At 69.4% G+C, this 25,138-nt stretch carries 22 protein-coding genes, 1 tRNA gene, 1 pseudogene and 1 riboswitch; of the genes and pseudogenes, 8 read left to right on the top strand and 16 right to left on the bottom strand.

Annotated features, from left to right (window positions below):
* Positions 1 to 32 precede the first annotated feature (32 nt).
* The 4 genes from AB0H83_RS27570 to AB0H83_RS27585 all read right to left on the bottom strand — a co-directional run bounded on the left by AB0H83_RS27570 (position 33) and on the right by AB0H83_RS27585 (position 4,575).
* The gene (locus tag AB0H83_RS27570; RefSeq protein WP_360099364.1) at positions 33 to 1,019 is read right to left on the bottom strand and encodes a C40 family peptidase; all 987 of its coding nucleotides are present in this window, start codon (positions 1,017 to 1,019) and stop codon (positions 33 to 35) included.
* A gap of 8 nt (positions 1,020 to 1,027) precedes the next feature.
* Positions 1,028 to 1,165, bottom strand: a riboswitch (cyclic di-AMP (ydaO/yuaA leader).
* 107 nt (positions 1,166 to 1,272) lie between these two features.
* Positions 1,273 to 2,100: a LamG-like jellyroll fold domain-containing protein gene (locus AB0H83_RS27575; protein WP_360099366.1), complete on the bottom strand. Its 828-nt coding sequence runs from the start codon at positions 2,098 to 2,100 to the stop codon at positions 1,273 to 1,275.
* 122 nt (positions 2,101 to 2,222) lie between these two features.
* Positions 2,223 to 3,254 carry a hemolysin family protein gene (locus AB0H83_RS27580; protein ID WP_360099368.1) on the bottom strand — a complete coding sequence of 344 codons (1,032 nt, stop codon included), beginning with the start codon at positions 3,252 to 3,254 and terminating at the stop codon, positions 2,223 to 2,225.
* The gene (locus AB0H83_RS27585; RefSeq protein ID WP_360099370.1) at positions 3,247 to 4,575 is read right to left on the bottom strand and encodes a hemolysin family protein; all 1,329 of its coding nucleotides are present in this window, start codon (positions 4,573 to 4,575) and stop codon (positions 3,247 to 3,249) included. Before AB0H83_RS27585 ends, AB0H83_RS27580 begins: the two co-directional genes overlap by 8 nt.
* A gap of 170 nt (positions 4,576 to 4,745) precedes the next feature.
* Here AB0H83_RS27585 and AB0H83_RS27590 point away from each other — a divergent pair, with 170 nt between their 5' ends.
* Positions 4,746 to 4,979 (top strand): hypothetical protein, encoded by a 234-nt coding sequence (locus AB0H83_RS27590; protein WP_360099372.1) that lies wholly within the window; start codon positions 4,746 to 4,748, stop codon positions 4,977 to 4,979.
* A gap of 48 nt (positions 4,980 to 5,027) precedes the next feature.
* On the opposite strand, the gene AB0H83_RS27595 is transcribed toward AB0H83_RS27590, so the two are convergent.
* Both AB0H83_RS27595 and AB0H83_RS27600 read right to left on the bottom strand, forming a co-directional pair.
* Positions 5,028 to 7,172: a (Fe-S)-binding protein gene (locus tag AB0H83_RS27595; protein ID WP_360099374.1), complete on the bottom strand. Its 2,145-nt coding sequence runs from the start codon at positions 7,170 to 7,172 to the stop codon at positions 5,028 to 5,030.
* Positions 7,173 to 7,413: 241 nt separating this feature from the next.
* A complete protein-coding gene (locus tag AB0H83_RS27600) occupies positions 7,414 to 7,698 on the bottom strand; it encodes a cell division protein CrgA (RefSeq protein WP_360099376.1) in 285 nt (94 codons plus the stop codon).
* Between the two features lie 130 nt (positions 7,699 to 7,828).
* Here AB0H83_RS27600 and AB0H83_RS27605 point away from each other — a divergent pair, with 130 nt between their 5' ends.
* The 4 genes from AB0H83_RS27605 to AB0H83_RS27620 are packed head-to-tail and all read left to right on the top strand — an operon-like array spanning position 7,829 to position 10,727.
* Complete coding sequence (locus tag AB0H83_RS27605; protein ID WP_360099378.1) at positions 7,829 to 8,638, top strand: DUF881 domain-containing protein; 810 nt, start codon at positions 7,829 to 7,831, stop codon at positions 8,636 to 8,638.
* 3 nt (positions 8,639 to 8,641) lie between these two features.
* A complete protein-coding gene (locus AB0H83_RS27610) occupies positions 8,642 to 9,784 on the top strand; it encodes a class E sortase (protein WP_360099380.1) in 1,143 nt (380 codons plus the stop codon).
* Between the two features lie 58 nt (positions 9,785 to 9,842).
* A complete protein-coding gene (locus AB0H83_RS27615) occupies positions 9,843 to 10,073 on the top strand; it encodes a hypothetical protein (RefSeq protein ID WP_360099475.1) in 231 nt (76 codons plus the stop codon).
* A gap of 9 nt (positions 10,074 to 10,082) precedes the next feature.
* On the top strand, positions 10,083 to 10,727 hold the full coding sequence (locus tag AB0H83_RS27620; protein ID WP_360099382.1) for an aminodeoxychorismate/anthranilate synthase component II: 645 nt from the start codon (positions 10,083 to 10,085) through the stop codon (positions 10,725 to 10,727).
* A 328-nt stretch (positions 10,728 to 11,055) separates the two neighbouring features.
* On the opposite strand, the gene pknB is transcribed toward AB0H83_RS27620, so the two are convergent.
* The 7 genes and pseudogenes from pknB to AB0H83_RS27655 form a co-directional block, all read right to left on the bottom strand.
* Positions 11,056 to 12,780, bottom strand: a complete 1,725-nt coding sequence (gene pknB, locus AB0H83_RS27625; RefSeq protein WP_360099477.1) for a Stk1 family PASTA domain-containing Ser/Thr kinase — start codon at positions 12,778 to 12,780, stop codon at positions 11,056 to 11,058.
* 1,001 nt (positions 12,781 to 13,781) lie between these two features.
* Positions 13,782 to 14,582, bottom strand: a pseudogene (locus AB0H83_RS27630) (serine/threonine-protein kinase); the annotation flags it as partial.
* A 13-nt stretch (positions 14,583 to 14,595) separates the two neighbouring features.
* Positions 14,596 to 16,116, bottom strand: a complete 1,521-nt coding sequence (locus AB0H83_RS27635) for a penicillin-binding protein 2 (RefSeq protein ID WP_360099384.1) — start codon at positions 16,114 to 16,116, stop codon at positions 14,596 to 14,598.
* Positions 16,113 to 17,600, bottom strand: coding sequence for an FtsW/RodA/SpoVE family cell cycle protein (locus AB0H83_RS27640; RefSeq protein WP_360099479.1), 1,488 nt, complete (start codon positions 17,598 to 17,600; stop codon positions 16,113 to 16,115). The genes AB0H83_RS27635 and AB0H83_RS27640 overlap by 4 nt, the downstream gene beginning before the upstream one ends.
* A gap of 56 nt (positions 17,601 to 17,656) precedes the next feature.
* A complete protein-coding gene (locus AB0H83_RS27645) occupies positions 17,657 to 19,060 on the bottom strand; it encodes a BofC C-terminal domain-containing protein (protein WP_360099386.1) in 1,404 nt (467 codons plus the stop codon).
* Positions 19,057 to 19,536 (bottom strand): FHA domain-containing protein, encoded by a 480-nt coding sequence (locus AB0H83_RS27650; protein WP_033359880.1) that lies wholly within the window; start codon positions 19,534 to 19,536, stop codon positions 19,057 to 19,059. The genes AB0H83_RS27645 and AB0H83_RS27650 overlap by 4 nt, the downstream gene beginning before the upstream one ends.
* Before the next feature lie 89 nt (positions 19,537 to 19,625).
* Complete coding sequence (locus AB0H83_RS27655) at positions 19,626 to 20,402, bottom strand: DUF3662 and FHA domain-containing protein (protein WP_344508403.1); 777 nt, start codon at positions 20,400 to 20,402, stop codon at positions 19,626 to 19,628.
* A gap of 159 nt (positions 20,403 to 20,561) precedes the next feature.
* Here AB0H83_RS27655 and AB0H83_RS27660 point away from each other — a divergent pair.
* The 3 genes from AB0H83_RS27660 (at position 20,562) to AB0H83_RS27670 (ending at position 22,935) form a co-directional block, all read left to right on the top strand.
* Positions 20,562 to 20,647: transfer RNA gene (locus tag AB0H83_RS27660), tRNA-Leu, on the top strand.
* A 405-nt stretch (positions 20,648 to 21,052) separates the two neighbouring features.
* A complete protein-coding gene (locus tag AB0H83_RS27665) occupies positions 21,053 to 22,126 on the top strand; it encodes an NAD-dependent epimerase/dehydratase family protein (protein WP_360099389.1) in 1,074 nt (357 codons plus the stop codon).
* 2 nt (positions 22,127 to 22,128) lie between these two features.
* Positions 22,129 to 22,935 (top strand): WecB/TagA/CpsF family glycosyltransferase, encoded by an 807-nt coding sequence (locus tag AB0H83_RS27670; protein ID WP_360099481.1) that lies wholly within the window; start codon positions 22,129 to 22,131, stop codon positions 22,933 to 22,935.
* A 101-nt stretch (positions 22,936 to 23,036) separates the two neighbouring features.
* Here the strand turns inward: AB0H83_RS27670 and AB0H83_RS27675 are convergent, their stop codons facing one another.
* From AB0H83_RS27675 to AB0H83_RS27685, 3 genes are all read right to left on the bottom strand, one after another.
* Positions 23,037 to 23,309 carry a hypothetical protein gene (locus AB0H83_RS27675; RefSeq protein WP_360099391.1) on the bottom strand — a complete coding sequence of 91 codons (273 nt, stop codon included), beginning with the start codon at positions 23,307 to 23,309 and terminating at the stop codon, positions 23,037 to 23,039.
* Between the two features lie 147 nt (positions 23,310 to 23,456).
* On the bottom strand, positions 23,457 to 24,425 hold the full coding sequence (gene add / locus AB0H83_RS27680) for an adenosine deaminase (protein WP_360099393.1): 969 nt from the start codon (positions 24,423 to 24,425) through the stop codon (positions 23,457 to 23,459).
* A 136-nt stretch (positions 24,426 to 24,561) separates the two neighbouring features.
* Positions 24,562 to 25,071, bottom strand: a complete 510-nt coding sequence (locus AB0H83_RS27685) for a hypothetical protein (RefSeq protein WP_360099395.1) — start codon at positions 25,069 to 25,071, stop codon at positions 24,562 to 24,564.
* Between the last annotated feature and the right edge of the window lie 67 nt (positions 25,072 to 25,138).

The following is a 25,138-nucleotide window of genomic DNA, read 5'->3' on the forward strand; positions in this document are numbered from 1 at the left end:
GAATCGGGAACCGCCCTCAGGCAACCGCAGAGCTAGGCCACGCGCCCGTACCCCGAGATCGGCGCGGTGTCGATCTTCTTCATCCGGACCACGTCGCCGGTCGTCGGGGCGTGGACCATCCAGCCGCCGCCGACGTACATGCCCATGTGGTGCATGTCGCTGTAGAAGAAGACCAGGTCACCGGCCTTCAGGTCGGCGCGGCTGACGCGCTTGGTGTCCGCGTACTGCCACTTGGTGTAGTGCCGCAGCGTGTGGCCGGCCTGCTTCCAGGCGTAGAGCGTCAGGCCCGAGCAGTCGAAGGTGTTGGGGCCCTCGGCCGCCCACACGTACTTCTTGCCGATCTGCTGGCAGGCGACCTGCGCGGCCTTCGCGGCGTCGCCGCCGGAGTATTCGACCGGGCAGGCGACAGGGCGCAGTGCGCCGGTCGCACCGCTGGTGCCATATGCCCTGGTGCGCATCTCGTTGAGCGTCTTGATCTCGGCGTTGATGGTGGTCTCCTTCGCCGCCATCTCCGCCTCGGCCGCCTTCTGCGTGGCGATCAGCTCGTCGAGGGGTTTCTTCTGCTCGTCGAGGATCTTCTTGCTGTCCAGGACGTCCTTGATGCCCTCGGCCTCGTCCTTGGCGATCATGTTGAGCATGACCAGCTGCTCGGCAAAGGTGTCTGGCGAGCCCGTGGTCATCAGGGCGTTGAAGCTGGAGACACGAGCGGTCTTGTACTGCAGCACCGAGAATGCGCTGACCCGCAGCAGCGCCGCGTCGACCTGCGCCTGCAGCGGGTCGATCTGGTTCTTGAGCTGAGCCTGCTTCGCCAGGTTGGCCTTCAGCTCGCCCTTGAGCTGGTTGTGCTGCTCGATGATGGGCTCGACTTCGTTCCACTTCTTGTCGATCTGCGCTTCGAGCTCGGCCGGAGTCGGCTCCGCGTGCGCGGCACCGGTGATCCCGACAGCGAGCGACAGACCTCCGAGCGTGGCGACGAGCAGCCGCAACAGACGGTTGGGCCGCCTCGTATGGGTCTCCACCGAGGAGATGCTCCTTCTTCCAGCCGCCTACCGGGTTAGCTGACGGGTTCGGACGGAGAAGGTCGTCCTACCGCGAGACGTCGCGGATTCACCCCGATGGCGCAGTTGGGTCCCCGGTTCAGAAATCGACTCGGCGGTGCCGTCTGGCGCACCCGTGCTGGGCGCGGACATCCATCCGACCGGAAATTACGGTATGGCGACCGCCCCCACGGAGCAAGTCAGCCCGCGATTGTTGTCCGTTTTGGCCGAAAAGTCACGCGGCTTTCGTGACGAACACGTCATCAATTGCACCGGCGAACTGATCGTTGTTCGCACTGGTGCCCTTGCCGCCAATACAGAGCGGATCCGCGTTCACTATGGACAGTGACGGGGGAATAGCCGACCGTCCCTTGACCTGACCGTCCACTGCCACCGTGAGCAGGGCGTCACGGCGTGAACACTCAACCCGGTGCCACCGGCCGTCAGCCACGGTCAGCGATGCGAGTGCTACGTAAATGGCAGGTCCGGCGGTGCCGACAATCACACAACTCGGGTAACCGGCGGCACCATCGACCTGCAACTTGAACTGACTGTCACCAACCGAGAACCCTTTTTGCACAACATTGGCGCCCTTGGAAGTCTCATCGGCCCCGACGAGCACACTTGCGCCATACGTGAACGCGCCCTGGCCCGGATTGAGGAATTCCGCGGGGCCACTCTGCAGGATGGCGCGGGCACAACTCTGCGCACCGTAATGCTCACACGGCCGGGGAAATCGCACGGCGAGTCCGCCATCGTGCGGGACCGTGGACAGCTCGCCGCCCGCGCGCCGGATCCGCAGCGGCAGGCGGCCCGCATCGTCCAGGACGGATCCCGTGATGCCACTGTCGAAGGTGTACCGCACCCCCGGATGCGCCGGTTGCCCCGACGCGGCCGGCTGCACCGCGTCGGTCGCCGCGGCCGCGCCCGACACCACCGCCGAGGCCGGCGCCCGATCGCTTGAAAGAGCGGGAGGCGGGACCGGCCCGGCCGGCTCAGCCGGCCCGCGGCGCAGCGCCCAACCGCCGGCCCCGACCACCAGCGTGACCGCAGCAAGCGTCATAAGCCGCCGCCAGCGAGGCCATGTCCGCATAACCGGCCACGTCCGCATAACCGGCCACTATGCCCGGCCAGACCGGGCAAAAGCCACGAATCACACAAGGATGACACGATCGGGGGACTGCGTCAGACCGGTGCGGGCTCCTCCGAGACGGGCTGGCCGACGACGGCGGTGAGCACGTCGTCCAGCGTGACCACGCCGATCGGCACCCGGCCGTCGCTGACCAGCACGATGTGCTGCCGCTCCCGGCGCATCGCGAGCAGCAGCTCGGCGAGGGTCCGCGTCGGCGGCACGATGCCGAGCGGGCGGATCAGGTCCAGCGGGATCGGCGCCCGCCGCTGCGGGCCGACGAACCCGATGACGTCCTTGACGTGGACGAAGCCCAGCACCCGCCGCGACGAGCGCTCGACGACCGGGAAGCGGGAATGGTTGGTGCGGGTCGCGAGGACCTCCAGCGAGGCCGGGGAGACGTCCTCCGCCACCGTGGTGATCTCCGACCAGAGGCGCAGCGCGTCACGGGCGGTGCGCTGGCTCAGCGCGAGCGCGCCGGCGATGCGGGCGTGCTGCTCGGGCGCGAGCAGCCCCTCCGTGGTGGCCTGGGCGGCGAGTCCGGCGAGCTCCTCGGCGGTGAAGACGGTCTTGACCGAGCCGGTCGTCTCGATCCGCCACAGCGAAAGGATCATCCGCGAGGCCCATTTCATGGCGACCAGCACCGGCTTGGTGGCCATGCAGAACGCGAGCATCGGCGGGCCGAGCCACAGCACCGCGCGTTCGGGCGAGGCGAGGGTCAGATTCTTCGGGACCATCTCACCGATCACGGTGTGCGCGAAGACGATGACCCCGAGCGTCAGCACGAGCGCGGCCGGGTGGATCAGCTGCTCCGGTACGTGCAGCGACGCGAACGGGCCCTCCAGCGCGTGCGCGAGTGCGGGCTCGCTCAGCGCGCCGAGGCCCAGGGTGCAGATCGTGACGCCGAGCTGGGCGCCGGCGATCATCAGCGGGATCTCGTTCATCGCGCGCAGGGCCGAGCGGGCCCTACGGGACGTGGCCGCCAGCGGCTCGATCACGGTGCGGCGCGACGCGATGAGCGAGAACTCGCTCGCCACGAAGAACGCGTTGCCCAGCAGCAGCAGGACGGTGACCAGCAGCTCAATCATCGATGTCCTCCGGCCGCACGACGCGGACCTGCTCGATGCGGCGCCGCTCGACCTCCACGACGGTGAACTCCCAGCTGTCTTCTTTCCAGATCTCCCCGACGGTCGGGATGCGGCCCAGGCGGGCCATGAGGAAGCCGGCGAGCGTCTCGTACGGACCCTCGGGCATCCGGAAGCCGGTCACCTCGGCCAGCTCGTCCTCCCGCAGCACGCCGTCCACAAGCATCGTGCGCTCGTTGCCGGGGGCGGTGAGGTCGGGCATGCCGTGCGCGGTGGTCGGCTCCTCCTCGACGTCGTGCTCGTCGGCGATCTCGCCGACGAGCTCCTCCACCAGGTCCTCGACGGTGACGACGCCGTCGGTGCCGCCGTACTCGTCCACGACGATCGCGAAGTCGGAGCCGCTGCGGCGCAGGGCCTGCAGGACGCCGTCGAGGTCGAGGCTCTCGGGCACGAAGACGGGCTCACGGGCGACCGCGCCGACCTTCGTCGTCGGCCGGCGTACCGGCGGCACCCCGAGCGCGTCGGTGACCGTCACGACCCCGGTGACCTGGTCGAGGGTCTGGACGTACACGGGAAAACGGCTGTAACCGGTCTGCACCGAGGTGGCCAGGAGGTCGGCGACCGTCGCGTCGGCTCGCAGTGAGATGACGTCGACGCGCGGGGTCATCGCCTCGGCCGCGCGCTTGTCGCCGAAGCGGATGGTCCGCTGCAGCAGCACGGCGGTCTCCCGCGGCAGCGCGCCGGCGCGGGCCGAGATCGCCGCGAGCAGCCCCAGCTCCTCGGGCGACCGGGCGCTGGCGAGCTCCTCCTGCGGCTCAACCCCGAACCGGCGCACGACCCAGTTGGCGGAGCCGTTGAGCAGGCCGATGAGCCAGAAGAACAGCTTGGAGAACATCCGCTGCGGGCCGGCGGTGGCCCGCGCCACGGGCATCGGCTTGGCGAGCGCGGCGTTCTTCGGCACCAGCTCGCCGAAGAGCATCGACAGCAGCGTCGCGACGATCAGCGCGGCGACGTGCCCGGCGCCCTGCGTCATGGTGCCGAACACGGGCTCCAGCAGCGGCTCGAACAGGTGGGACAGCGCGGGCTCGGCGAGGTAGCCGGCGAGCAGAGCGGAGATGGTGATGCCGAGCTGGGCGCCGGACAGCTGGAACGACAGCTCCCGCAGCGCGAGCCGGACGGTCCGCGCGGTGCGGTCGCCGGAGGCGGCCTGTTGCTCGATCTCGGCGCGGTCGACCGTCACCAGGGCGAACTCGGCCGCGACGAAGCCCGCATTCGCCGCGGTGAGCAGCGCGAAGGCCAGCAGGGGCAACAGGGTGGTGAACACGCGCGCGCGACGATCCCTTCGAGGTGACAGCCGATTGTTTCACGTGGACCCACACGCCGCTGACAGCGTCCGCCTCGGTATCGAGAGGCGTAGATCACCCTCCCTCTTTCGGGGTCTTTTCGCCTCCCGAAGCAGCGCGGATGCTGTGGAAACGACACAAGGAGGGCGGAATGGGAGCGGCACTGATCGGTGTCTGCATAGCAGTGATCGTCGGTTTCGCCGCTGGCAGCGCCAACACCAAGGCCAAGCGCGCCCGGCTGGACTACACGCGCACGAAGGCGCTGGTGCCAGGGGCGCGCAAGGCCGCGTGGGCGGAGAGCCTGCGAGGCTTCCGCGTGATCGCGACTGCGGCAGCGGTACTGGTGGCGCTGGCGATGGCGATGAACGTCATCGGGCAGCGCTGACTCCGACGCCTCCGAACCTAGAGCGAAAAGTCCGTTTTGTCAATTACGTCACGACGACAGCGAGCGCAGCAGTACCGACGCGACATCCACGACCTCGACGTCGTCCGGCGCGGCGCCGGCGGCCTTCTTGCCGGTGACGCCGTCGCCGAGCATCGTCAGGCAGAACGGGCACGACACGGCCACGGTCTTCGCCCCGGTCGACAGCGCCTCCTCGACCCGCTCGACGTTGATCCGCTTGCCGATCCGCTCCTCCATCCACATGCGCGCGCCGCCGGCGCCGCAGCAGAACGAGCGCTCCGCGAAGCGGTCCATCTCCACCAGGCCGGCGTCTTCCTTGGCCGAGGAGCCGGCGACCGCGCCGAGGACCTCGCGCGGCGGCGCGAAGACCCGGTTGTGGCGGCCGAGGTAGCAGGGGTCGTGGTAGGTGATCGAGCCGTCGAGCGGCTGGACCGGGGTCAGCTTGCCGGCGGCGACCAGCTGGGCCAGCAGCTGCGTGTGGTGGATGACCTCGAAGTGCCCGCCGAGCTGGCCGTACTCGTTGGCGAGGGTGTTGAAGCAGTGCGGGCAGGTCGCGACGATCTTCTTGACGCCGGCTTCGTTGAGTGTCTCGACGTTCTGCTGCGCCAGCATCTGGAAGACGAACTCGTTGCCGATGCGGCGGGCCGGGTCGCCGCTGCAGGTCTCGCCCTGGCCGAGGATCGCGAACGACACGCCGGCCTCGTTGAGCAGGGTGGCCACGGCGCGGGTGGTCTTCTTGGCCCGGTCCTCGAAGGCGCCGGCGCAGCCGACCCAGAACAGGTACTCGAAGTCGCCGCCGTCGGCCACGTTGGGGACCGTGAAGTCCAGGCCCTTGGTCCAGTCCTCGCGGGTCGACTGGGCCGCGCCCCACGGGTTGCCCTTGTTCTCCAGGTTGCGCAGCATGACGCCGGCCTCGGTCGGGAAGTTCGACTCGATGAGGACCTGGTAGCGGCGCATGTCGACGATGTGGTCGACGTGCTCGATGTCGACCGGGCACTGCTCGACGCAGGCGCCGCAGGTGGTGCACGACCACAGCACGTCGGGGTCGATCACGCCGTGCTCGTCGACGCCACCGACCAGCGGCCGGTCCTTCTCCGCCAGGGCGAGGACGTCGACCTTGGCCAGCGCCTCCTCGGTGGCGTTGGCGCCGCCGGCCAGCAGGTAGGGCGCCTTCGCGTACGCGTGGTCGCGCAGGCCGAGGATGAGCAGCTTCGGCGAGAGCGGCTTGCCGGTGTTCCAGGCCGGGCACTGCGACTGGCACCGCCCGCACTCGGTGCAGGTGGAGAAGTCGAGCATGCCCTTCCACGTGAACTGCTCGACCTGCGCGACGCCGAACTGGTCCTTCTCCGGGTCGGCCTCCTCGAAGTCGAGCGGCTTGCCCTCGCTCATCATCGGGCGCAGGGCGCCGAGGCCGGAGCCGGCGCGGCCCGGGGTCCGCTTGAAGTAGATGTTGAAGAACGCGAGGAAACGGTGCCAGGCGACGCCCATCGTGATGTTGCTGGCGATCACGATGACCCAGGTCATCGAGATGATGATCTTCACCATGGCGATGAGGCTGACCGCGGCGGCGCTGGCGGGCAGCGCGGCGCCGAGCGCGTGGCTGACCGGCGCGGCCCACACCGGCCACTCGAGCGTGTCGTTGGCGGCCTTGAAGCCCCGGATGAAGAAGCCGCAGAGCAGCACCGCGAGGATCGTGTACTCGACGTAGTACGCCTGCCACATCGTCGAGCCGGCGAAGCGGGAGCGACGGTTGGGGTTGCTCGGCAGATTGCCCAGCCGGATGCCGATCAGGACCAGAATGCCGATGAAGCCGAGCACTCCGATCCACTCGGTGACCAGGCCGTAGACGTTCCAGCCGCCGATCAGCGGCAGGCCGTGGTCGGGCACGGCGACCTCGAAGTACGCCTCGAGCACCAGCGACGACAGCGCCACGAACGCGATCATGACGAACCAGTGCGCGGCGCCGACGACGGTCCAGCGCAGCATCCTCGTGTGGCCGAGCGTCTCGGCCAGCATGGTCTTGAGGCGCAGGCTCCGGGAGTCGCCGCGGGTGGGGTCGGGTTGGCCGAGCCGTACCACGGAGATCATGCGGCGCACGGTGCGCACGACGAGCACGGTGGCCACGACGGTGATCACCGCCGCGACAGTGGTCGCGATGATCTGCACTGGGCCCATGCCGATGCCTCCAACGCCGCTGGTCCTGGAACTCGACCTTAGTCCCCTCATTACCGGCGAGTAACGTGAGGTCCGTCGCAGCAAACGCTAAGACACCGGATTGCAACGGTCACGGGTGACGCCGCAAGTTGTGACAAGTTAGCCGCACCGGGCGTCTGAGAGCGCCAAGAAGCCCCCTCGACACGTTGGCATGCCGAAGGGGCCCAGGCTGTGGAGCGGGGCTGGCGTGGAGCGGGCTAGCTCAGCGCCACTTGGAAAGGACGCCGAGCGACGCGACGAGGAACCCGAACCCGATGGCCAGGTTCCAGTACTGCAGCTTGGCAACGGCGGAGAACGCATCCACGTCGAAGAAGCCCTGCGTCAGGTAGTAGGCGACCAACCACCCGATGCCGATCACGATGAAGCTCACCGCGAGGATCGGCACCCAAACCGGACTCGGACGGCGCTTGGCGGCGGCCGTCTCCTGTGGGCGCAACTCCGCCGGCGGCGTGTACACCTTCTTCTTACGAACTGTCGACTTCGGCACGGCGCTCTCCTGGAGGGGTCGTCTGGCCAACACTATCCACGTGACGCCGCCACCTCCGCCAGCGTCGGCCTGAATAATGTTCTACGGCTAGCGTAGTCAAGTCAGCACGCGTCTGCGGGGAGGGGTCGTGGTGGAGTACACATCAGGCGACTCCTCGTGGGCTCGCGCCCTGCGCAGGCTCGGTCGCGCTATGCTGCCGCGCCACCGCAAGGACCGCCGTTTGCGCTGGTCAGTGGCGACCCCGGTGGTCTTCGGGGCGGCCGGGCTGCTCTTCTCGCTGACGGCCGCGACCGCGCACGGCACCGACCTGCGCGACGACCGCCGGCCCGAGCTGGCGAATCTGATCGCTGAAAGAAAACAGGAAATTGCCACGTCCCGTGAGAGGGCCGGCCGGCTGCGCATCGAGATCGAGGCGCAGCAGCAGGGGCAGACGGGCGCGGACACCGCGGTCGACGAGCAGCGCCGCCGCGGCGAGCGCCAGCTGGCCGCGGCCGGCCTGACCGCCGTGCACGGCCCCGGCATGGTCGTGGTGCTCGACGACGCGCCCAGGCGCCCCGACGGCAGCCGCCCCGCCGGCGCCCGCCCCGACGACCTGGTCGTGCACCAGCAGGATGTGCAGGCCGTAGTCAACGCCCTGTGGGCCGGCGGCGCCGAGGCAATGACGCTCATGGGTGTCCGGGTCATCTCCACCAGCGCGGTACGCTGCGTTGGCAACACGCTGCTGCTCGACGGTCAGGTGTATTCACCCCCGTTCGAGATCGCCGCGATCGGCGACCAGGCGCGCCTCCAGCGCTCGCTCGACGCGTCGGAGGGAGTTGCCCTGTTCAAGGACGCCGCGGACAATTTCGGTCTGGGCTATCAGGTCCGGATGGAGGCAGACGTGCAGGCGAAGGCCTATGACGGCTCCACCGCGCTGCAATCGGCGAAAGCCGGGTCCTGACGCATGAGCAACGATCAGCACCGCCCCCGCCACCGCGCGCTGGATCAGGACGACATCGAAACCAGGATGATCCCCCGGATCCGCGACGACCAGCCGCCCGCGGATGCCGGTCCGGCCGCCCCACTGACCATGCCGGTCCGGCCGGCCGCTCCGGTCCCGCCGGTGGTTCCGTTGCCGCTGGTTGTTGCCGCCCCGATGGCGGCACCCGCGGCACACGCTGTCCCCGCCGCCACGGACGCTGCGGACGCCACGGCCTACATCCCCCGGTTCACGGAGCAGGCCGAGACCACCACCGTGCTGCCGAAGATCCCCGCAAATCCGGAAAGCACCCCGAAAACCACCCCTGAGGATGAACCGGAAGCGACCCAGGACCCTGACGGCCCAAAGGGTGTCAAGGTCGTGCCGTTGCGGCCGGTCCGCACCCAGGAGGGTTATCGCAGCGTGTACTCCGAATACACGAGGACCACGTTCGGCACGGTCGTGCGTGCGGTCAGCCGGGGCACCGGCGAGCTGCTCATCACGTTCGGCCTGATCGTGCTGCTCTTCGCCGGCTACGAGGTCTGGGGCAAGTCCGCGATCGTCGATGCGCACCAGGACGAGCTCAACCGGCAGCTGGAGCAGCAGTGGGCCCAGCCGGCCGCCGACCCGACCGTGGCGCCGTCCGGGCCACCCAGCCCCGTCGCCAAGCCCGCCAACGGTGCGGTGATCGCGTCCGTACACATCCCGCGGCTGAAGAAGAAGTGGGCCGTCGTGCAGGGCGTCACGCCCGCCGACATCCGCTACGCGCCCGGGCACTATCCGGACACGGCGCTGCCGGGCCAGGTCGGCAACTTCTCGATGGCCGGGCACCGCACGCCGGCCATCTGGTGGGACCTCGACCAGCTCAAGGCCAACGATCCCGTGGTCGTCAAGACCGCCGACACCTGGTACGTGTACCGCGTGACCAGCCACGAGATCGTGCTGCCGACGGCGGTGCAGGTCGTCGCGCCGGTGCCGAACAAGCCCGGGGTCGCGCCCACCAAGGCGATGCTGACCATGACCACGTGCAACCCGAAGTTCAACAACTACCAGCGCCTGGTCGTGCACGCCGAGCTGGACCGCACGCAGCCGGTCGCCCAGGGCGACCCCGCCGAGCTGAAGGGATAGCCGCGTGTACGGATGGATCTGGCGGCACATCCCCTTCAAGCAGTGGCAGCTCAAGTCCCTGGTCTCCGCGCTGCTGATCGGTGCGTTCGCGGCGCTGCTGTGGTACAAGGTCTTTCCGGCGGTCGAGCCGATCCTGCCCTTCGACGACGTGCAGGTGGAGACGAACGACCCCGCCGGCGGGCAGCTGGAGCAGCCGCCCAGCACCGCCCCGTCGACGGCGCCGTCGACCGGGGTGCCGTCCAGGCCGCCCACGAAGACCCCGTCCGCCCCGCAGGTACTACCGAGCTAGGTGAGCCGATTGCGCGTCCTTGTCATCGACAACTACGACTCGTTCGTCTTCAACCTGGTGCAGTACCTCGGCCAGCTCGGCGTCGAGTGCGACGTGCGCCGCAACGACGAGATCACCGTCGACGAGGTCGGCGCCGCTGACCCCGCCGGCATCCTGCTCTCCCCCGGCCCGGGCACTCCCGAACGCGCCGGCATCTGCATGGCCGTCATCGAGCGGTACGCGGGCAAACTGCCCATCTTCGGGGTGTGCCTCGGCCACCAGGCGTTCGGCGCCGCCTTCGGGGCCACGGTGACCCGCGCGCCCGAGCTGCTGCACGGCAAGACGTCGCTGGTCACTCACAACGGCCAGGGCGTGCTGCACGGGCTGCCGGACCCCTTCATCGCGACCAGGTACCACTCGCTCGCCGTGGTCGAGTCGACGCTGCCCCCGCAGATCGAGGTGACGGGCCGCACCGAGTCCGGCGTCATCATGGCCATGCGTCACCGGGAGCTCCCGATCGAGGGCGTGCAGTTCCACCCCGAGTCGGTGCTGACCCAGGGCGGCCACCTGATGCTCGCCAACTGGCTGGCCGTGTGCGGCCTCCCCGGCGCGCTGGACCGGGCACCCGAGCTCGTCGCCGAGGTGGAATCCCGCCGCGTGGCAGCGTTCGCCTGAACCCATCGGAGCGTCGGCCTGGCCGACCTGGGCAGGCATGGTGGGTCGAGGGGGCTCGCTCCCTGAAAGCCGTGCATGGTGCCCGCGAGCATCCAGCGCGCGCACCCGCAGGCGGCGCCGGAATCAGGCGCCGATCACGCCACCACTCGGGCGCGCCCACGCCACGCCCGACCAGGTTGGCAACCGCTGCGCCCACGAGCCCACGCCGCCGTGAAGGTGGTGTGACTCACACCCAGAACCACCTTGCCTGTGCAAAACCCTGTGGATAACTGGCGTGTTATCCACAGGGTACGCACCGTGACAGGTGGAAAACCGGGGTGAATCCGGACTAATTGTTGGGCGAAGCGGTCGAGCTGGGCTTCGGCGAGCTCGACGGGCCGCCGCCCGCCAGGACGCCGATCCGCAGGGTGATGACATCGGTCTTCATGAGCGCCCTGCCGACCGGCTGGGACGCGCTGATGACCAGGCCGTCCTTCGCCGGGTCGGTCACCTGGGTCTCGGTCGTCTTCGGCTCGGACGTGAAGCCCGCCGCCTCCAGCGCCGCCTGCGCCTGGGCCAGGGTCTTGTTCGTCACGTCGGGCATGATCGCCTGGTTGGCCTTCGACACGTACAGCGTGACCGTCGAGTTCGGCTTCACCGGCGTGCCGGCCGGCGGGTCGGACTCGAGGACCTCGTCCTTGGGGGCCGCGCCGTCCTTCTGCACGACGGCGACCTTCAGGTTGAGGTTGGTCAGCTGCTGGCGGGCCGCCTCCAGCTGCTGGCGGGCCAGCGTCGGGATCGGGATCAGCGTCGGCTCGCCGCAGATGTCGTAGTCGACCTGGGTGCCCTGCTTGACCTCGTTGCCCTTCGGCGGGCTCTGCGAGATGACGGTGCCGGCCTTGCAGTTCTCGCTGGAGCCGGTGCGCGGGTCGCCCTCCAGCTTCAGCTGGCGCAGCGTCGCGGCCGCCTCGCTCTGGTTCTTGCCGACCAGGTCGGGCACCGACACCATCGGGTCCTGGTTGGCCAGGTAGAGCCCGATCGACAGGGCGGCGACCGCGAGCAGGCTCAGCACCGTGAGCGCCACGGCGATGCCGGTGGAGTTCTTGCGCTTCTGCCGCTGCGCGGCGCGGGCAGGCTGGCGCGAGGCCGGCGGCGGGCGGTAGGCGGTCTGCGCCGCCATCACGCTGGCCATCTCGTCCTCGGTCATGACCGGCGGCGCGGAGACCGGCCGGCCGGCCGCCGCGCGCATCACGTCGGCCCGCATCTCGCCGGCGCTCTGGTAGCGGTTGAGCGGGTTTTTGGCCAGGGCCTTCAGCACGACCGCGTCGATCTCGGGGGTCACGTCGCGGTTGCTGCTGCTCGGCGGCCGCGGGTCTTCCCGGACGTGCTGATAGGCCACCGACACCGGGTTGTCCCCGACGAACGGCGGATGACCGCAGAGCAGCTCGAAGAGCACGCAGCCGGACGCGTAGACGTCGCTGCGGGCGTCGACGGGCTCGCCGCGGGCCTGCTCCGGCGACAGGTACTGCGCGGTGCCGATGACCGCGGAGGTCTGCGTCATCGTGGTGGCGCCGCTGGCCAGCGCCCGCGCGATGCCGAAGTCCATCACCTTGACCTGGCCGGTCTGGGTCAGCATCACATTGCCGGGCTTGATGTCCCGGTGGATGATGCCGTGCCGGTGGCTGAACTCCAGCGCCGCGCAGATGTCGGCGGTGATCTCCAACGCCCGCCGGGGCATGAGCCGTCCCTCGGCCGCGAGCACCTCTTTGAGGGTGCGGCCGTTGACGAACTCCATGACGATGTAGGGAAGCTCCTCGCCCGCCGGGCCCCGCTCCTCGCCCGTGTCATACACGGCGACGATCGCGGGGTGGTTGAGCGAGGCGGCGTTCTGCGCCTCCCTGCGGAATCTCAGCTGGAAGGTCGCGTCGCGGGCCAGGTCGGTGCGCAGGGTCTTGATCGCTACGTCGCGGCCCAGGCGCAGGTCACGGCCTCGATGGACCTCGGCCATGCCGCCATAGCCAAGCAGCTCCCCGACCTGGTATCGGCCGCCGAGGAGGCGAGGCTGGGCGGTCATGTCGTGTCGTCCTTCGGTCATCGACTCTTACCTTGCCACGTCTTGCGACGAGAACCCATTCCGATCTAACCCACGCACTGGTTCCCGACGGGGACCGCCGGCGGCGTGCACGACGGCTTGGCGTTGCCGGCGGGCTGCGACGAGGTGCCGGGGGCCGGCGACTCGTCCGTCTCGGCGTCCTCGGTCGGATCCGCCGTCGGCCCGCCACCACGCGCGCTTTCCTGGAAGAACAGCGTCACCTCGGTGCCCTCGGGCACGTCACCGCACGGCTGCACGTCGAGGACCTGACCCGGGATCGGCTTCTTGTCGTCCCGCGGGACCTGCTTGACGTTGAGCTTGGCCCTCTTCAGGTCCTGAACCACCCGGCTGCGCAGCTTCGGCCCGCCGCCCCACTCGCAGGGCACCTTGACCAGCTTGCCCGTCGGCTTCGCCGACGGCGCCGCGGCCTGCGAGGTCGCCGCGACCGTCGGGCCCGCGCCAGGGTTCTCCTTGTCGCCCTTGGTGGCGTACCAGATGCCGCCGACGCCACAGAGCACCAGCAGCACCGCGGCGGCCGCACCGAGCGCGACCATCATGTTGCGGTTGCCGCCCGAGCGGTTGTTGCTCGGCGTGGGCGGCTGGTAACCGCCCGGTGCCTGGTAACCGCCGGTCTCGCCGGCGAAGAAGGCGGTCTCGTTGCTCGGCGGCGGCGGTACCCCTGCCGCACCGCGGGCGGCGTGCCCGGCCGAGGCCGCGCCGACGCCCGCGGGCGGCGGGACCGCCGCACCGGGCATGATCCGCGTGCCGCTGGCGCCGACACCCGGCGACACGGGCGCGCCACCGGAGACCGGTGAGCCCCCGAACGCGCCGGACATCGGGCCACCGGAGACCGGCGGGCCGGAGACGGGCGTGTACGCCACGGGCGAGCCGGGCGGGCCGACCGGGGACCCGGGCGGGCCGAGCGGCGCCGCCATCGGGATGCCGGGGCCCGCGCTGGTTGCACCGCCGGCGGCGCCGGACACCCGGCGCGCGGCCTGCGCGAGGGCGGCCGCGCTGGGCCAGCGCGCCGACGGGTCCTTGGCCATCGCGCGCTCGACGAGCTGCGCGATCGGCGGCGGGATGTCGGCGGGCAGCGGCGGCGGCATGTCCCGCACGTGCCGCATCGCGATCTGCAGCGGGTTGTCGCCCTCGAACGGCCGCTGGCCGGACAGGCACTGATAGGCGACCACGCCGAGGGCATAGACGTCGGACAGCGGCGTGGCCTGCGCGCCGGAGGCCTGCTCCGGCGAGATGTACGACGCGGTGCCGAGCACCGATCCGGCGGCTGTGAGTTGTGCCACAGCAGCCGATCGGGCGATGCCGAAGTCGGTGAGGACGAGCGTGCCGTTGGGCCGCACCAGCAGGTTGCCGGGCTTCACGTCGCGGTGGACGATGCCCTTCTCGTGCGCGGCGTGCAGCGCGTCGGCGGCCTGGGCGACCAGCGCCATCGCCCGCGCCGGGGTGAGCCGGCCGACCCGGGACAGGGTGCGGGAGAGCGCGTCGCCCTCCACGTACTCCATGATCAGGAATGCGGTGCCGTTCTCGCTGCCGTAGTCATAGATGTCCACCACGCCGGGGTGGTTGATGGTGGCCATCGTGCGCGCCTCGCCGCGGAAGCGCTCGGCGAAGCCGGGCTCCTCCAGCAGTGCGGGCAGCAGCACCTTGATCGCGACCGTGCGCCCGAGCACCTCGTCGGTGCCCCGCCACACGTCACCCATCCCACCGCCGGCGATGCGCTCGTCCAGGCGGTAGCGCCCACCCAACGTGGTGCCGGCGCTCAACATGTCGCGCACCTCATTATTTGATGCCCTTTTCGTCCGCGTATGCCTTCATGACCAGGCCGGCAATGCGAGCCGCCTCCGCGCTGCCGCCCTTGCCAGCGTTCTCGAGGAAGACCGCGACCGAAACGACCGGCTTACCGTCCTTCATTGCGAAGCCGATGAACCAGCCGTGGTCCCCGGCATCGTCACCGTCCTCCGCCGTTCCGGTCTTACCACCCACCTGCAAACCCGGGACGGCAGCGCTGCGGCCCGTGCCGTCACGGGAGGTGACGACGCTGAACATCATCTGCTGCAGGTTGGCGGCCACGTCGCCACTGATCGGGCGGCGCAGCTCCTTCGGGTCGGTGCGGTCGGCGTTGGACAGGTCGGCGTTCTGCAGACGGTCGACAATGTAGGGCTGCATCTCGCGCCCGCCGTTGGCCACCGTCGCCGCAATCATGGCGCCTTGCAGCGGAGACATCTTCACTTCCCGCTGTCCGATGCTCGACTGAGCAACGGCCGGCGGGTCGACGACGTTGTTGGCGCCTGCGGTCATCGGGCCGGTGTGGCTCGCCGCGACGTTGCAGTAGTTCTTGTCCTGGTCCTCGATGAAGCGCGGCTCGGTCTCGAAGCCGAACGCCTGCGCCATCGCCTTGAGCCTCTCGGCGCCGATGCGCTCCACGCCCATCCGGGCGAAGACGGTGTTGCACGAGACGGTGAGCGCCTGCTTGAGCGTGAGCTGCTCGGGGCAGATGCCTTCGTGGGCGTTCTTGATGCGGAACGAGGAGGTCTGCGGCGGCTGGTAGAACTCGCCGCCCTGCACGGTCGCGTCGGGCGTCAGCGACGAGTCGACGGACATCGCCGCCGCCGCGGTGATGATCTTGAAGGTCGAACCGGGCGGGTAGATCTCCTGCACCGCACGGTTGAGCATCGGCTTGGCCGGGTCACTGTCGAGTTTCTTGTAGTTGGCCCCGGCCGCGTTGATGTCGTGGGTACTCAGCAGGTTGGGGTCGTAGCTCGGCAGCGACACCTCGGCGAGCACGGCGCCGGTCTCCGGGTTGAGGGCGACGACCGCGCCGCTCTTCACCTTCAGCTTGTTGTTGCCCAGCTGGGTGTACGCGGCCTCCTGCGTCGCCTGCGACAGCGTCAGCAGCACGTTGCCGCCGGCCGGGTCCTTGCCCGTGAACAGCCCGGCGATCCGGTCGGCGGCCTGCTTGTCGGAGGTGCCGACCAGGAAGTCGTTGTTGAGCTTCTCGAGGGCGGTCGCGCCGAGGTTCACCGGCTTGAAGCCGACGACGTGCGCGTACTTGTCCTTGAGCGGGTACGTGCGGAGGAACTTCAGCGTGTCGCCGGTCTCCTGCGAGTCGGCGATCGCGATGCCCTGCGCGTTGATGATCTTGCCGCGGGCACGTTCGTACTCGCTGGCCTGGACCCGTCCGTTACGCGGGTGCGTCCGGTAGTCGTCGGCCTTGACCACCTGGCGGTAGTTCAGATTCACGAACAGCATCGCGAACAGCACCAGCGCCACGACGCCGACCCGGCGCAGTGGGGCGTTCATCGCACGACCTCCGTGGGAAGCTCTTGGATCTGGACCGGCGCGCCGCCCCCACCACCGGTGGACACCCCGCCGAGCCCGATCGACGGCGCACCGCCGGCCGGGCGCCGCGACGCGTCGGAGATGCGCAGCAGCAGGCCGATCAGCAGCCAGTTGGCCACCAGCGACGAGCCACCCGCCGAAAGGAACGGCGTGGTCTGCCCGGTCAGCGGGATGAGCTGGCTGATGCCACCCACAATGACGAACACCTGCAACCCCAGCGTGAACGCGAGGCCACCGGCGAACAGCTTGCCGAACGAGTCCCGCACGTTGATCGCGGCCCGCAGGCCCCGCTCGACCAGCAGCAGGTAGGTCACCAGCAGGGCGGTCAGGCCGAAGAGCCCGATCTCCTCGCCGAGGCCGGAGAAGATGAAGTCGGTGCGGACCTCGGGCACCTTGGTCGGCTGACCGGCGCCCGGCCCGGCCCCGGTCAGGCCGCCGGTGCCGAGCCCGAGCAGCGACTGGACCAGCTGGTAGCCCTTGTTGTCCGCGTCGGCGAACGGGTCGAGCCAGGTGGTCGCGCGCTCGGAGAAGTTCAGGAACGGCCCGCCGACGGTCTTGCCGAGGAAGTACGCGAGGAACGCGCCGCCGAGGAAGAAGCCCAGACCGATGATCAGCCAGCTGACCCGTACGGTGGCGATGTACAGCGTGACGACGAACATCCCGAAGTACATCAGCGAGGTGCCGAGGTCCTTCTCGAAGATGAGGACCATCAGCGACAGCAGCCAGACCAACACGACCGGGCCCAGGTCGCGGCCGCGCGGGAAGTCGATGCCGAGGAACCGCTTGCTCGCCATCGACAGCACCTCGCGCTTGCGCACCAGGTAGTAGGCGAAGAAGACGAGCAGGCAGATCTTGGCGAACTCGCCCGGCTGGATCGAGAAGCCGGGGAACTTGATCCACAGCTTGGCGCCGTTGATCGAGGAGAACCGCGCCGGCAGGACTGCCGGGATCAGCACCAGCACGATGCCAGCAAGGCCCAGCGTGTACGCGTACCGCGACAGCGACCGGTGATCGCGCACGATCAGCATCAGGATGATCGCGCCGATGATGGCGGCCGCGGTCCAGCCGAGCTGGCGGAAGCCGTCGCCGCCGAAGACGCTCAGGTCGGCGCGCAGCGGTGCCTTGGTGCGGGCCAGGTCCAGCCGCCGGAGGAACGCCACGCCGATGCCGTTGATCAGGGCGACCGTCGGCAGGATCACCGGATCGGCGTACGGCGCCAGGAAGCGGATCGCGAGGTGCGCGACCGCGAAGATGACCGCGAGGATCGCGATCTGGACCCAGAAGTCGGGCGTGACCTCGCCGATCGCGTTCCCCTCGACGACCGCCGCGTAGACGACCAGGATGGCGGCGACGAACAGCAGCAGCCCCAGCTCGACGTTGCGTCGGGTGTGCGGCCGCGGCGCACCAGCCCCGCCACCCGGGTCGGTGGGTGACGGGGAAGGGATGGCTGTTGCGGTCACAGCAGAATTCCTCTTGGCCTCGCGGTCAGGGTCATCTCAGATCAGCAGCTGGCGGTCGGGTCGGGGGTCTCGGGCGCCATCGTCGGCGGCGCCTCGGTGCTCGCCGGCGCGGACGTCGGTGCCGCGGAGCCGTTGAGCGTCACGCCGGGCGCTGCCGCGCTGGTCGCGCTCACGCTCGGGTCGGCCGACGGGTCACCGGTCGGGCACGCCTGCTTCCGCGACGGGTTGTCGGGGTCGGTCAGCGCCGCCAGCTTGTCCTTGGCCTGGTCCAGGCTGTCCACCTGGATGCCCTGCCGGACGGTGCTCTGCGCCGCCGGGGTCAGGTCGTCGAGCTTGAGCTCGCTCGACTCGTAGACCTCGGACAGCTCGATCCAGGCAATCTTGCCGGGAACACCCTTGAAGATCGCGACGGTGCCGTCGTCCGTGGCGCCCACGTAGTAGCGGGACTGGGTGACGCTCCAGCCGTACCAGAGACCGCCGCCGAGCACGCCGAGCAGCACCACGAGCAGGAGCACGGTGCGCACGGGGTGACGCTTGGGCCGGGCGGCGTCGTCCCGAGCGTTGGTCGCGGTGCGCGCCCGGGCCTCCTCGTCGGGCTCCGGCACCGGCGGGCGCGGCGCGGCGAGCGCGGCACCCCGGGCCGAGGACATCGACTGGTCGGCCGAGGTGGCCATGCCGCGGTCCTGGGCGGCCGCACCGCCGACGATCGGCCGCTCCTCGACGATGTCCTCGTCGGTGACGTCGGCGACGATCACGGTGATGTTGTCGGGACCGCCACCGCGCAGCGCGAGCTCGATGAGCCGGCCGGCGCACTGGTTGGGATCGACGTACTCCCGCAGGGTCGACTCGATCGTCTCCGCGCTGACCACGCCGGAGAGCCCGTCGCTGCAGAGCAGATAGCGGTCGCCCGTCTTGACCTGGCGCACCGAATACTCGGGGTCCGCGTCGCGGCCGTCGAGAGCCCGGGTGAGCAGCGAACGCTGGGGATGACTGTTGGCCTCCTCCAGGCTGATCCGGCCCTCGTCGACGAGCATCTGGACGTAGGTGTCGTCCTTGGTCACCTGGGCGAACTCCCCGTCACGCACGATGTACGCGCGGGAGTCGCCGATGTGGACCATGCCCATCTTGCTGCCGGAGAACAGCATGGCGGTGAGGGTGGTGCCCATGCCTTCCATGGCCGGGTTTTCCTCGACAGCGTCCCGGATCTGCTGGTTCGCCAGGTCGACGGCGCCGCGAAGCGTGTCGATCATGGCATTTCCGGGTACATCTTCGTCGAGCGGCGCCATGGTGGCGATGACGATGTTGCTGGCGACGTCACCGGCGGCCATGCCGCCCATGCCGTCGGCCACGGCAAGCAGCCGCGGTCCGGCATATACGGAGTCCTGGTTGCCACTCCGAATCAGACCGCGGTCGCTGCGGGCCGCATAGCGCAAGGTGAGGGTCATGGCCGTAACTCGAGTGAAGTGCGGCCGATGCGAATCGGCACGCCGAGGGGGACGGGGGTAGGGGCGCCGACCTTGGTCTTGTCGAGGTAGGTGCCGTTGGTGGAGCCGAGATCCTCGAGGTACCACTGGCCGGCGCGGGGCACGAGGCGGGCGTGCTTCGCCGAGGCGTAGTCGTCGGTGATCACCAGAGTCGAATCTTCGGCCCGGCCGATCGTGATCGGCGCTTCGCCGAGCGTGATCCGGGTGCCCGCCAGCGAACCGGCGGTGACGAACAACTGGTGGGCGGTCTTGCCGCGCTTCACCTTCGCAGGACGGCCAGGAGCCGTCGCCGCACCAACCCCCCGGGGTGCGGCGACGATCCGGCTCGACCGGGAGCCCGCGAACAGGTCCCGCCGGATCACTCCCACGACCGTGAACACGAAGATCCACAGCAGCACGAGCAACCCGTAGCGGGCGACCGTAATGACAAATTCCATCTACGACCTATCAGGGGCCTGCTGAAGGCCCGGTCGAGCAGGTGCACTCATCCAGATCCGCCTAACGTCGACCACGTGGTGCAGGAACTTCAGCCATCCACGCGGTAGGTGAGCGTGGTCGTGCCGAGCTGGATCATGTCACCGGGATTCAGCGCGACCGCGGAGACGCGTTGACCGTTGACCATCGTGCCGTTCGTCGAGCCGAGATCGGTGAGCACCACCTGCGCACCGTCAAAGTCGAGTCGCGCGTGACGACGCGAGATGCCGACATCTGGCAGGCGCATGTTGGCCTGGTCGCCCCGGCCGATCACGGTCGAGCCGATCGACAGAGGGTAGCTGCGCCCGTCGCCGGACACCAGTCGTACGTTCCGAGCCGGCCCACCGGGCCCACCGGGACCCGGCCCATAGCCACCACCCTGGTTGTATCCGCCGTACGGGTCGGGCGCGGCCTGCGGGGCCACCTCGCCGCCCGTGTAGACCTCGGCGGTCACCCGGAACATGCCGGTGTCGAGGCCGTCACCCCGCTCGATCTCGACGATCACGTCGCCGTAGACGGTCCACCCCTGCTCGCCGATGAACTCCGCCTGCGACTGGGCGAGCTCCTGGGCGAGCGCGGCGGCATACGGCGCCAGCCGACTGTGGTCATAGGGCGAAAGGTCGATCACGTAGCGATTCGGCACGAGCGTGCGCCCGCCAGCCAAGATCGCCTTGTGGGCTTCCGCCTCTCGTTGCATGGCGTTGAGGATCTCCACGGGGTGGACGACCCCCTTGAAGACCTTTGCGAAGGCCCCCTCGACCAGGCCCTCTAGGCGCTTCTCGAAGCGCTGCAGCACACTCACCGGTTCCTCCTCGGGTTCCGAGGTCATGATGGTATCCGGACGTCGCACGCCCTGTTGCAACCTGACCGGTCAGCCCGTGCTACTCTTCCGTGGCGCCCAGGGAAGCGTAGTACCTACCCGGTCATTCCGCCGAGTTTGGACACGCTACGCTGGGCACTGCCAGGCGATGAGTTCGCTCATCACCAAGGGGAAGTGGCGGAATGGCAGACGCGCACGGTTCAGGTCCGTGTGCCCGAAAGGGCGTGGGGGTTCAACTCCCCCCTTCCCCACCACATTGGACGCTCCCTGCTCACGCTGCGGGGAGCGTTCGCCGTTGATGTGGCGGCATCACCCGCGCAAGGCTTCGCCTCGCTCCCCAGTGGGGGCCTGCGGCCACCCACACCCCCTGCTCGGGCTTCGGCTTCGCCTCGCCCTTGGCGGGGCTGTGCCCCGTGCCCCGATCTTCCCGCTCGGCCTGGCGGCTTCGGCTTCGCCTCGCCCTTTCGGGGCTGCGCCCGGGCCCCGACCTTCCCGCTCGGCCCGGTGGCTTTGGCTTCGCCTCGCCTTTGTCGGGGCTGCGCCCCGGGCCCCGATCAGTCTCGGCCGCCCTCTCTGCGGGCCGGGCTGCGGTCGGGAAGGTGACTGTGGGTTGAGGGTATGCTCGGCCGGACCTGCTGGAGCCGCAAGGAGTTCTTCTCGTGAGCGTCGTCATCGTCACCGGCTCGGCCGGGCTGATCGGGTCTGAGGCCGTTCGGCATTTTGCCTCGTTGGGGCTGGATGTCGTGGGCATCGACAACGACATGCGGAAGCAGTTCTTCGGGGCTGAGGCATCGACCGCGTGGAACGTGGTCGGGCTTGCGAGCGACCTCGGGGATGCCTACACGCACCACGACGTGGACATCCGCGACCGGGACGCGCTGGCAGCGATCTTCAAGCGGTACGGCAAGGACGTGGCGCTGGTCGTGCACACGGCGGCGCAGCCGAGCCACGACTGGGCGGTGCGGGACCCGTTCACCGACTTCGACGTGAACGCGGGCGGCACGCTCAACATGCTGCAGAACGTGCGGGAGCACTGCATCGAGGCGCCGTTCATCCACTGCTCGACCAACAAGGTCTACGGCGACCGGCCCAACAGCCTGCCGCTGGTCGAGCAGGAGACCCGGTGGGAGATCGAGGCGGGTCACCCGTACGAGAACGGCATCAAGGAGGACATGTCGATCGACGCGTGCCTGCACTCGGTGTTCGGGGCCTCCAAGGTCGCCGCGGACGTCATGGTCCAGGAGTACGGTCGCTACTTCGACATGAAGACCGCCTGCTTCCGGGGCGGGACGCTGACCGGGCCGGCGCACTCGGCCACCGAGCTGCACGGCTTCCTCGGGTACGTGATGCGGTGCGCGATGGAGCGCCGGACGTACAAGATCTTCGGCTACAAGGGCAAGATGGTGCGCGACGCGATCCACTCGCACGACGTGGTCGCCGCGTTCGAGGCCTTCTACCGCAACCCCCGCTCCGCGGCGGTCTACAACCTGGGCGGCGGCCGGCACTCCAACACCTCGCACCTGGAGGTGTTCTCGCTGGCCCAGCAGATCACCGGCAACGAGATGGTCACCGAGTACCACGAAGCCAACCGGGTCGGCGACCACCAGTGGTGGATCGGGTCCAACGAACGCTTCCAGCAGGACTACCCGGACTGGAAGCAGGTCTACGACGTGCCGATGATCTGTCAGGAGATCTACGAGGCCAACGTCGACAAGTGGACCCCGGAAGCCTGACCGTGATCGACCAGGGCAAGCGGAACGTCCTCGGCGTGCAGGTCAGCGCCGTCGACTATGACAGCGCCGTCGACAAGGTCATGAGCGCCGCCCGGGAGGGCCGGCCGCTCGCGGTGACCGCGCTCGCCGTGCACGGCGTCATGACCGGCGTGCAGGACAGGGCGCACGGCGCCCGGCTCAACGCGTTCGATCTGGTCACGCCCGACGGCCAGCCGGTGCGCTGGGCGCTCAACCTGCTGCACCGGGCCCGCCTCGCCGACCGGGTCTACGGCCCGGAGCTCACGCTGCGGGTCCTGCGGGCCAGCGCCGAGCAGGGGCTGCCGGTGTACCTGTACGGCTCGACCCAGCAGACGCTGGAGCTGCTGGTGAGCAAGCTGCACGAGCGGTTCCCGGCGCTGAAGATCGCCGGCATGGAGCCGTCGAAGTTCCGTGCGGCGCAGCCGGGCGAGCCCGAGGAGATCGCCGCGCGGATCCGCGACTCCGGAGCGCGCGTGGTCATGGTCGGCCTCGGCTGCCCCCGCCAGGAGATCTTCGTGTACGGCATGCGCCACCTCGTGGACGCGCCGATGCTGGCGGTGGGCGCGGCGTTCGACTATCACGCCGGTGGGTTGAAGAACCCGCCCCCGTGGATGCAGAAGTACGCCCTGGAATGGCTGTGGCGGCTCGGCCTGGAGCCCAAGCGGCTCTGGCGCCGCTACATCCTGCTCAACCCGGCGTACCTGGCCCGGCTCGGCGCGCAGAAGACGCGCCTGTGGCGGGCGACCCCGCCGCCGCCGGCGACCGAACCGCTGACGACGTTCGCGGTCTGAGCGGCCCCGCTCCGGTCCTCGACGGGCCTGGCGCGACGCACTGACCCGTACGCATGGTTGCAGCCGGTCCCTTCCGGGGAGCCGGCTGCAGACGTATGAGGTCAGCGACCGCTGATCGCGTCGACCTTGACGGCGCGGCGCTTGAACGTGCCCCGCTTGTCCAGCGCGCGCTCGGCCGGCACCAGCATGAGGGCCAGCGGCGCAGCGATGTACCAGCGGTCGAGCATCACGTACGCAACGATGTTCATGACGACGCCGAATGCGTACAGGGCGATCAGCCAGTCGACGCGCTTCTCGCCGATGCCCCTTTTGTGGTAGGCGTCGAGCACGCCGAATGCGCCGATGCTGAGGGCCAGGAGGCCGCCGCCACTCATCAATGCGAACATCAGATCTGACACGTCACTCACCCTTGCCTCCGCGCACCATCAGCGAACCTGCCCAAAGCTAAGCGGACATTTCAAGATCGACCATCAACTTTGCGACACCGACCTCGGCTGAACGTAGCCCCACTAATCGGACATTCAGCCGATATCACTGATCTTGCTTGCCAGTTCTGCGCGAGTGGTGTCGTCGCAGGCGGCGCCCGCGACGCCGGCCAGGTAGGCCTCCCTCGCACCAAGACCGAGATCGGCAGCCACCCGGTGCTCTTGAGCCAGATCCGTGTTGAACATGGCCGGGTCGTCGGTGTTGACCGTGCACGGCACACCGGCCGCCAGCAGCGCGGGAAGCGGATGCTCGGCCAGTGACGGCACCGACCGGGTCCGCACGTTCGAGGTCGGGCACACGTCCAGGACCAGCCCGCGGTCGACGATCTCCGCCAGTACACCGGCATCCTCGACGGCACGGATGCCGTGGCGCAACCGGTGCGGTGCGAAGGTCAGGATCTCGCGGACGGACTCTGCGCCGGCCGACTCGCCGGCATGCGGCACGACCGCCAGTCCGCCGTCGCGGGCGATCTCGAACGCCTTGGCATAGGCCAGCGCGGGGCCGGCCTGCTCGTTGCCGCCCAGGCCCAGGCCGACGATGCCGCGGTCGGCGTAGCGGACGCTCCACCGTGCGACCTCCTCGGCCAGGTCCGCCGGCATGCCGCGGTAGAGGTCCGGGGTCAGCCGGACGGTCAGCCCGTGCCGCTCCTGCGCCTCGACGATGCCGTCGGTGTAGCCCTCGTACAGGTCTTCCCAGGCGACGCCGCGCTGGGCCCGTTCACCGGGGGAGAAGATCGCCTCGAGGTACACCGCGCCGTGCGACGCCGCCACGCCGGCGTAGTCGGCCACGATCTGCCGGAAGTCGGCCGCGGTGCGCAGGCAGTTCGTGGTCAGGATCCAGACCTCGACGAACTTCTTGAAGTCGGTGAACTCGTAGAGCCTCTGCACGCCTTCGACGGTGTCGACCGGCAGCGGCAGGTCGTTTCGGCGGGCGATCTCCAGCAGGGTCGCGGGCGGGATCGCCCCCTCGAGGTGCACGTGCAGCTCGATCTTGGGGAAGCTCATGCGTTCAAAATAGCGACGGGCTCCGGCCGCGCATACGCGCACCGGAGCCCGTCCGACCTCCCCAGGCCGAGTCTCCCTGCGTTTCTACGCCATGGGATTCGACCTGTCGACAGGCGAGCTGGTGCGCGTTCGCGGACTATTTCAGCCCGCGCGCCTCCTGCGAATAGATGAGCTCCAGGATTGAGCGGGCCGCCTCGAACCAGCGGTCCAGCCACTCCTGCTGCGGCATCGTGCCCTTGGGCGGCAGCTCCAGCAGCAGCCCGCGCAGCAGCGGGTGGTCCGCCATCGAGCCGCTCGGGCCGTCCAGCCAGGAGTCCTGCAGTACGCCGGAGCGGCCGAACATCGGCTCGGTCAGCGGGCTGAGGTCCGCCACCAGCGACGACTCGGGCAGCTTCGGCGGCGTCAGGGACGCGGCGATGGGCGAGCTGTCCAGCGGCATGGACGCGCGGTCCAGCGGCGAGGAGGGACGATCCAGCGGCGAGGACGGGCGGTCCAGCGGTGTGCCGTTGCGCGGCGACAGGTCGTCGATCGGCCCGTCGCCGATGACGTCCCGGCGCCCGCCCGGGCGGTAGCTTCCGAGCTGCCCGGAGAAACGGTCGTCGGTCTTCGACGATCCGTTGCCGAAGTTGTCGGGGCCATTGTTCATCGGATACAAGCCTCATCTGACTCGGGTGTGTGCGGGGTCTGTCGTCGGAAAGTGCCTGAGCGCTCAC

Origin of the sequence: Dactylosporangium sp. NPDC050688, from assembly GCF_040654515.1 — a bacterium.
Classification (GTDB): domain Bacteria; phylum Actinomycetota; class Actinomycetes; order Mycobacteriales; family Micromonosporaceae; genus Dactylosporangium.

Coding starts and splice junctions, on each gene's coding strand:
- AB0H83_RS27575 (WP_360099366.1), bottom strand. CDS start 2,100: ATGACGCTTGCTGCGGTCACGCTGGTGGTCGGGGCCGGCGGTTGGGCG.
- AB0H83_RS27580 (WP_360099368.1), bottom strand. CDS start 3,254: ATGATTGAGCTGCTGGTCACCGTCCTGCTGCTGCTGGGCAACGCGTTC.
- AB0H83_RS27590 (WP_360099372.1), top strand. CDS start 4,746: ATGGGAGCGGCACTGATCGGTGTCTGCATAGCAGTGATCGTCGGTTTC.
- AB0H83_RS27595 (WP_360099374.1), bottom strand. CDS start 7,172: ATGGGCCCAGTGCAGATCATCGCGACCACTGTCGCGGCGGTGATCACC.
- AB0H83_RS27610 (WP_360099380.1), top strand. CDS start 8,642: ATGAGCAACGATCAGCACCGCCCCCGCCACCGCGCGCTGGATCAGGAC.
- pknB (WP_360099477.1), bottom strand. CDS start 12,780: ATGACCGCCCAGCCTCGCCTCCTCGGCGGCCGATACCAGGTCGGGGAG.
- AB0H83_RS27635 (WP_360099384.1), bottom strand. CDS start 16,116: ATGAACGCCCCACTGCGCCGGGTCGGCGTCGTGGCGCTGGTGCTGTTC.
- AB0H83_RS27645 (WP_360099386.1), bottom strand. CDS start 19,060: ATGACCCTCACCTTGCGCTATGCGGCCCGCAGCGACCGCGGTCTGATT.
- AB0H83_RS27650 (WP_033359880.1), bottom strand. CDS start 19,536: ATGGAATTTGTCATTACGGTCGCCCGCTACGGGTTGCTCGTGCTGCTG.
- AB0H83_RS27655 (WP_344508403.1), bottom strand. CDS start 20,402: ATGACCTCGGAACCCGAGGAGGAACCGGTGAGTGTGCTGCAGCGCTTC.
- AB0H83_RS27675 (WP_360099391.1), bottom strand. CDS start 23,309: ATGAGTGGCGGCGGCCTCCTGGCCCTCAGCATCGGCGCATTCGGCGTG.
- add (WP_360099393.1), bottom strand. CDS start 24,425: ATGAGCTTCCCCAAGATCGAGCTGCACGTGCACCTCGAGGGGGCGATC.
- AB0H83_RS27685 (WP_360099395.1), bottom strand. CDS start 25,071: ATGAACAATGGCCCCGACAACTTCGGCAACGGATCGTCGAAGACCGAC.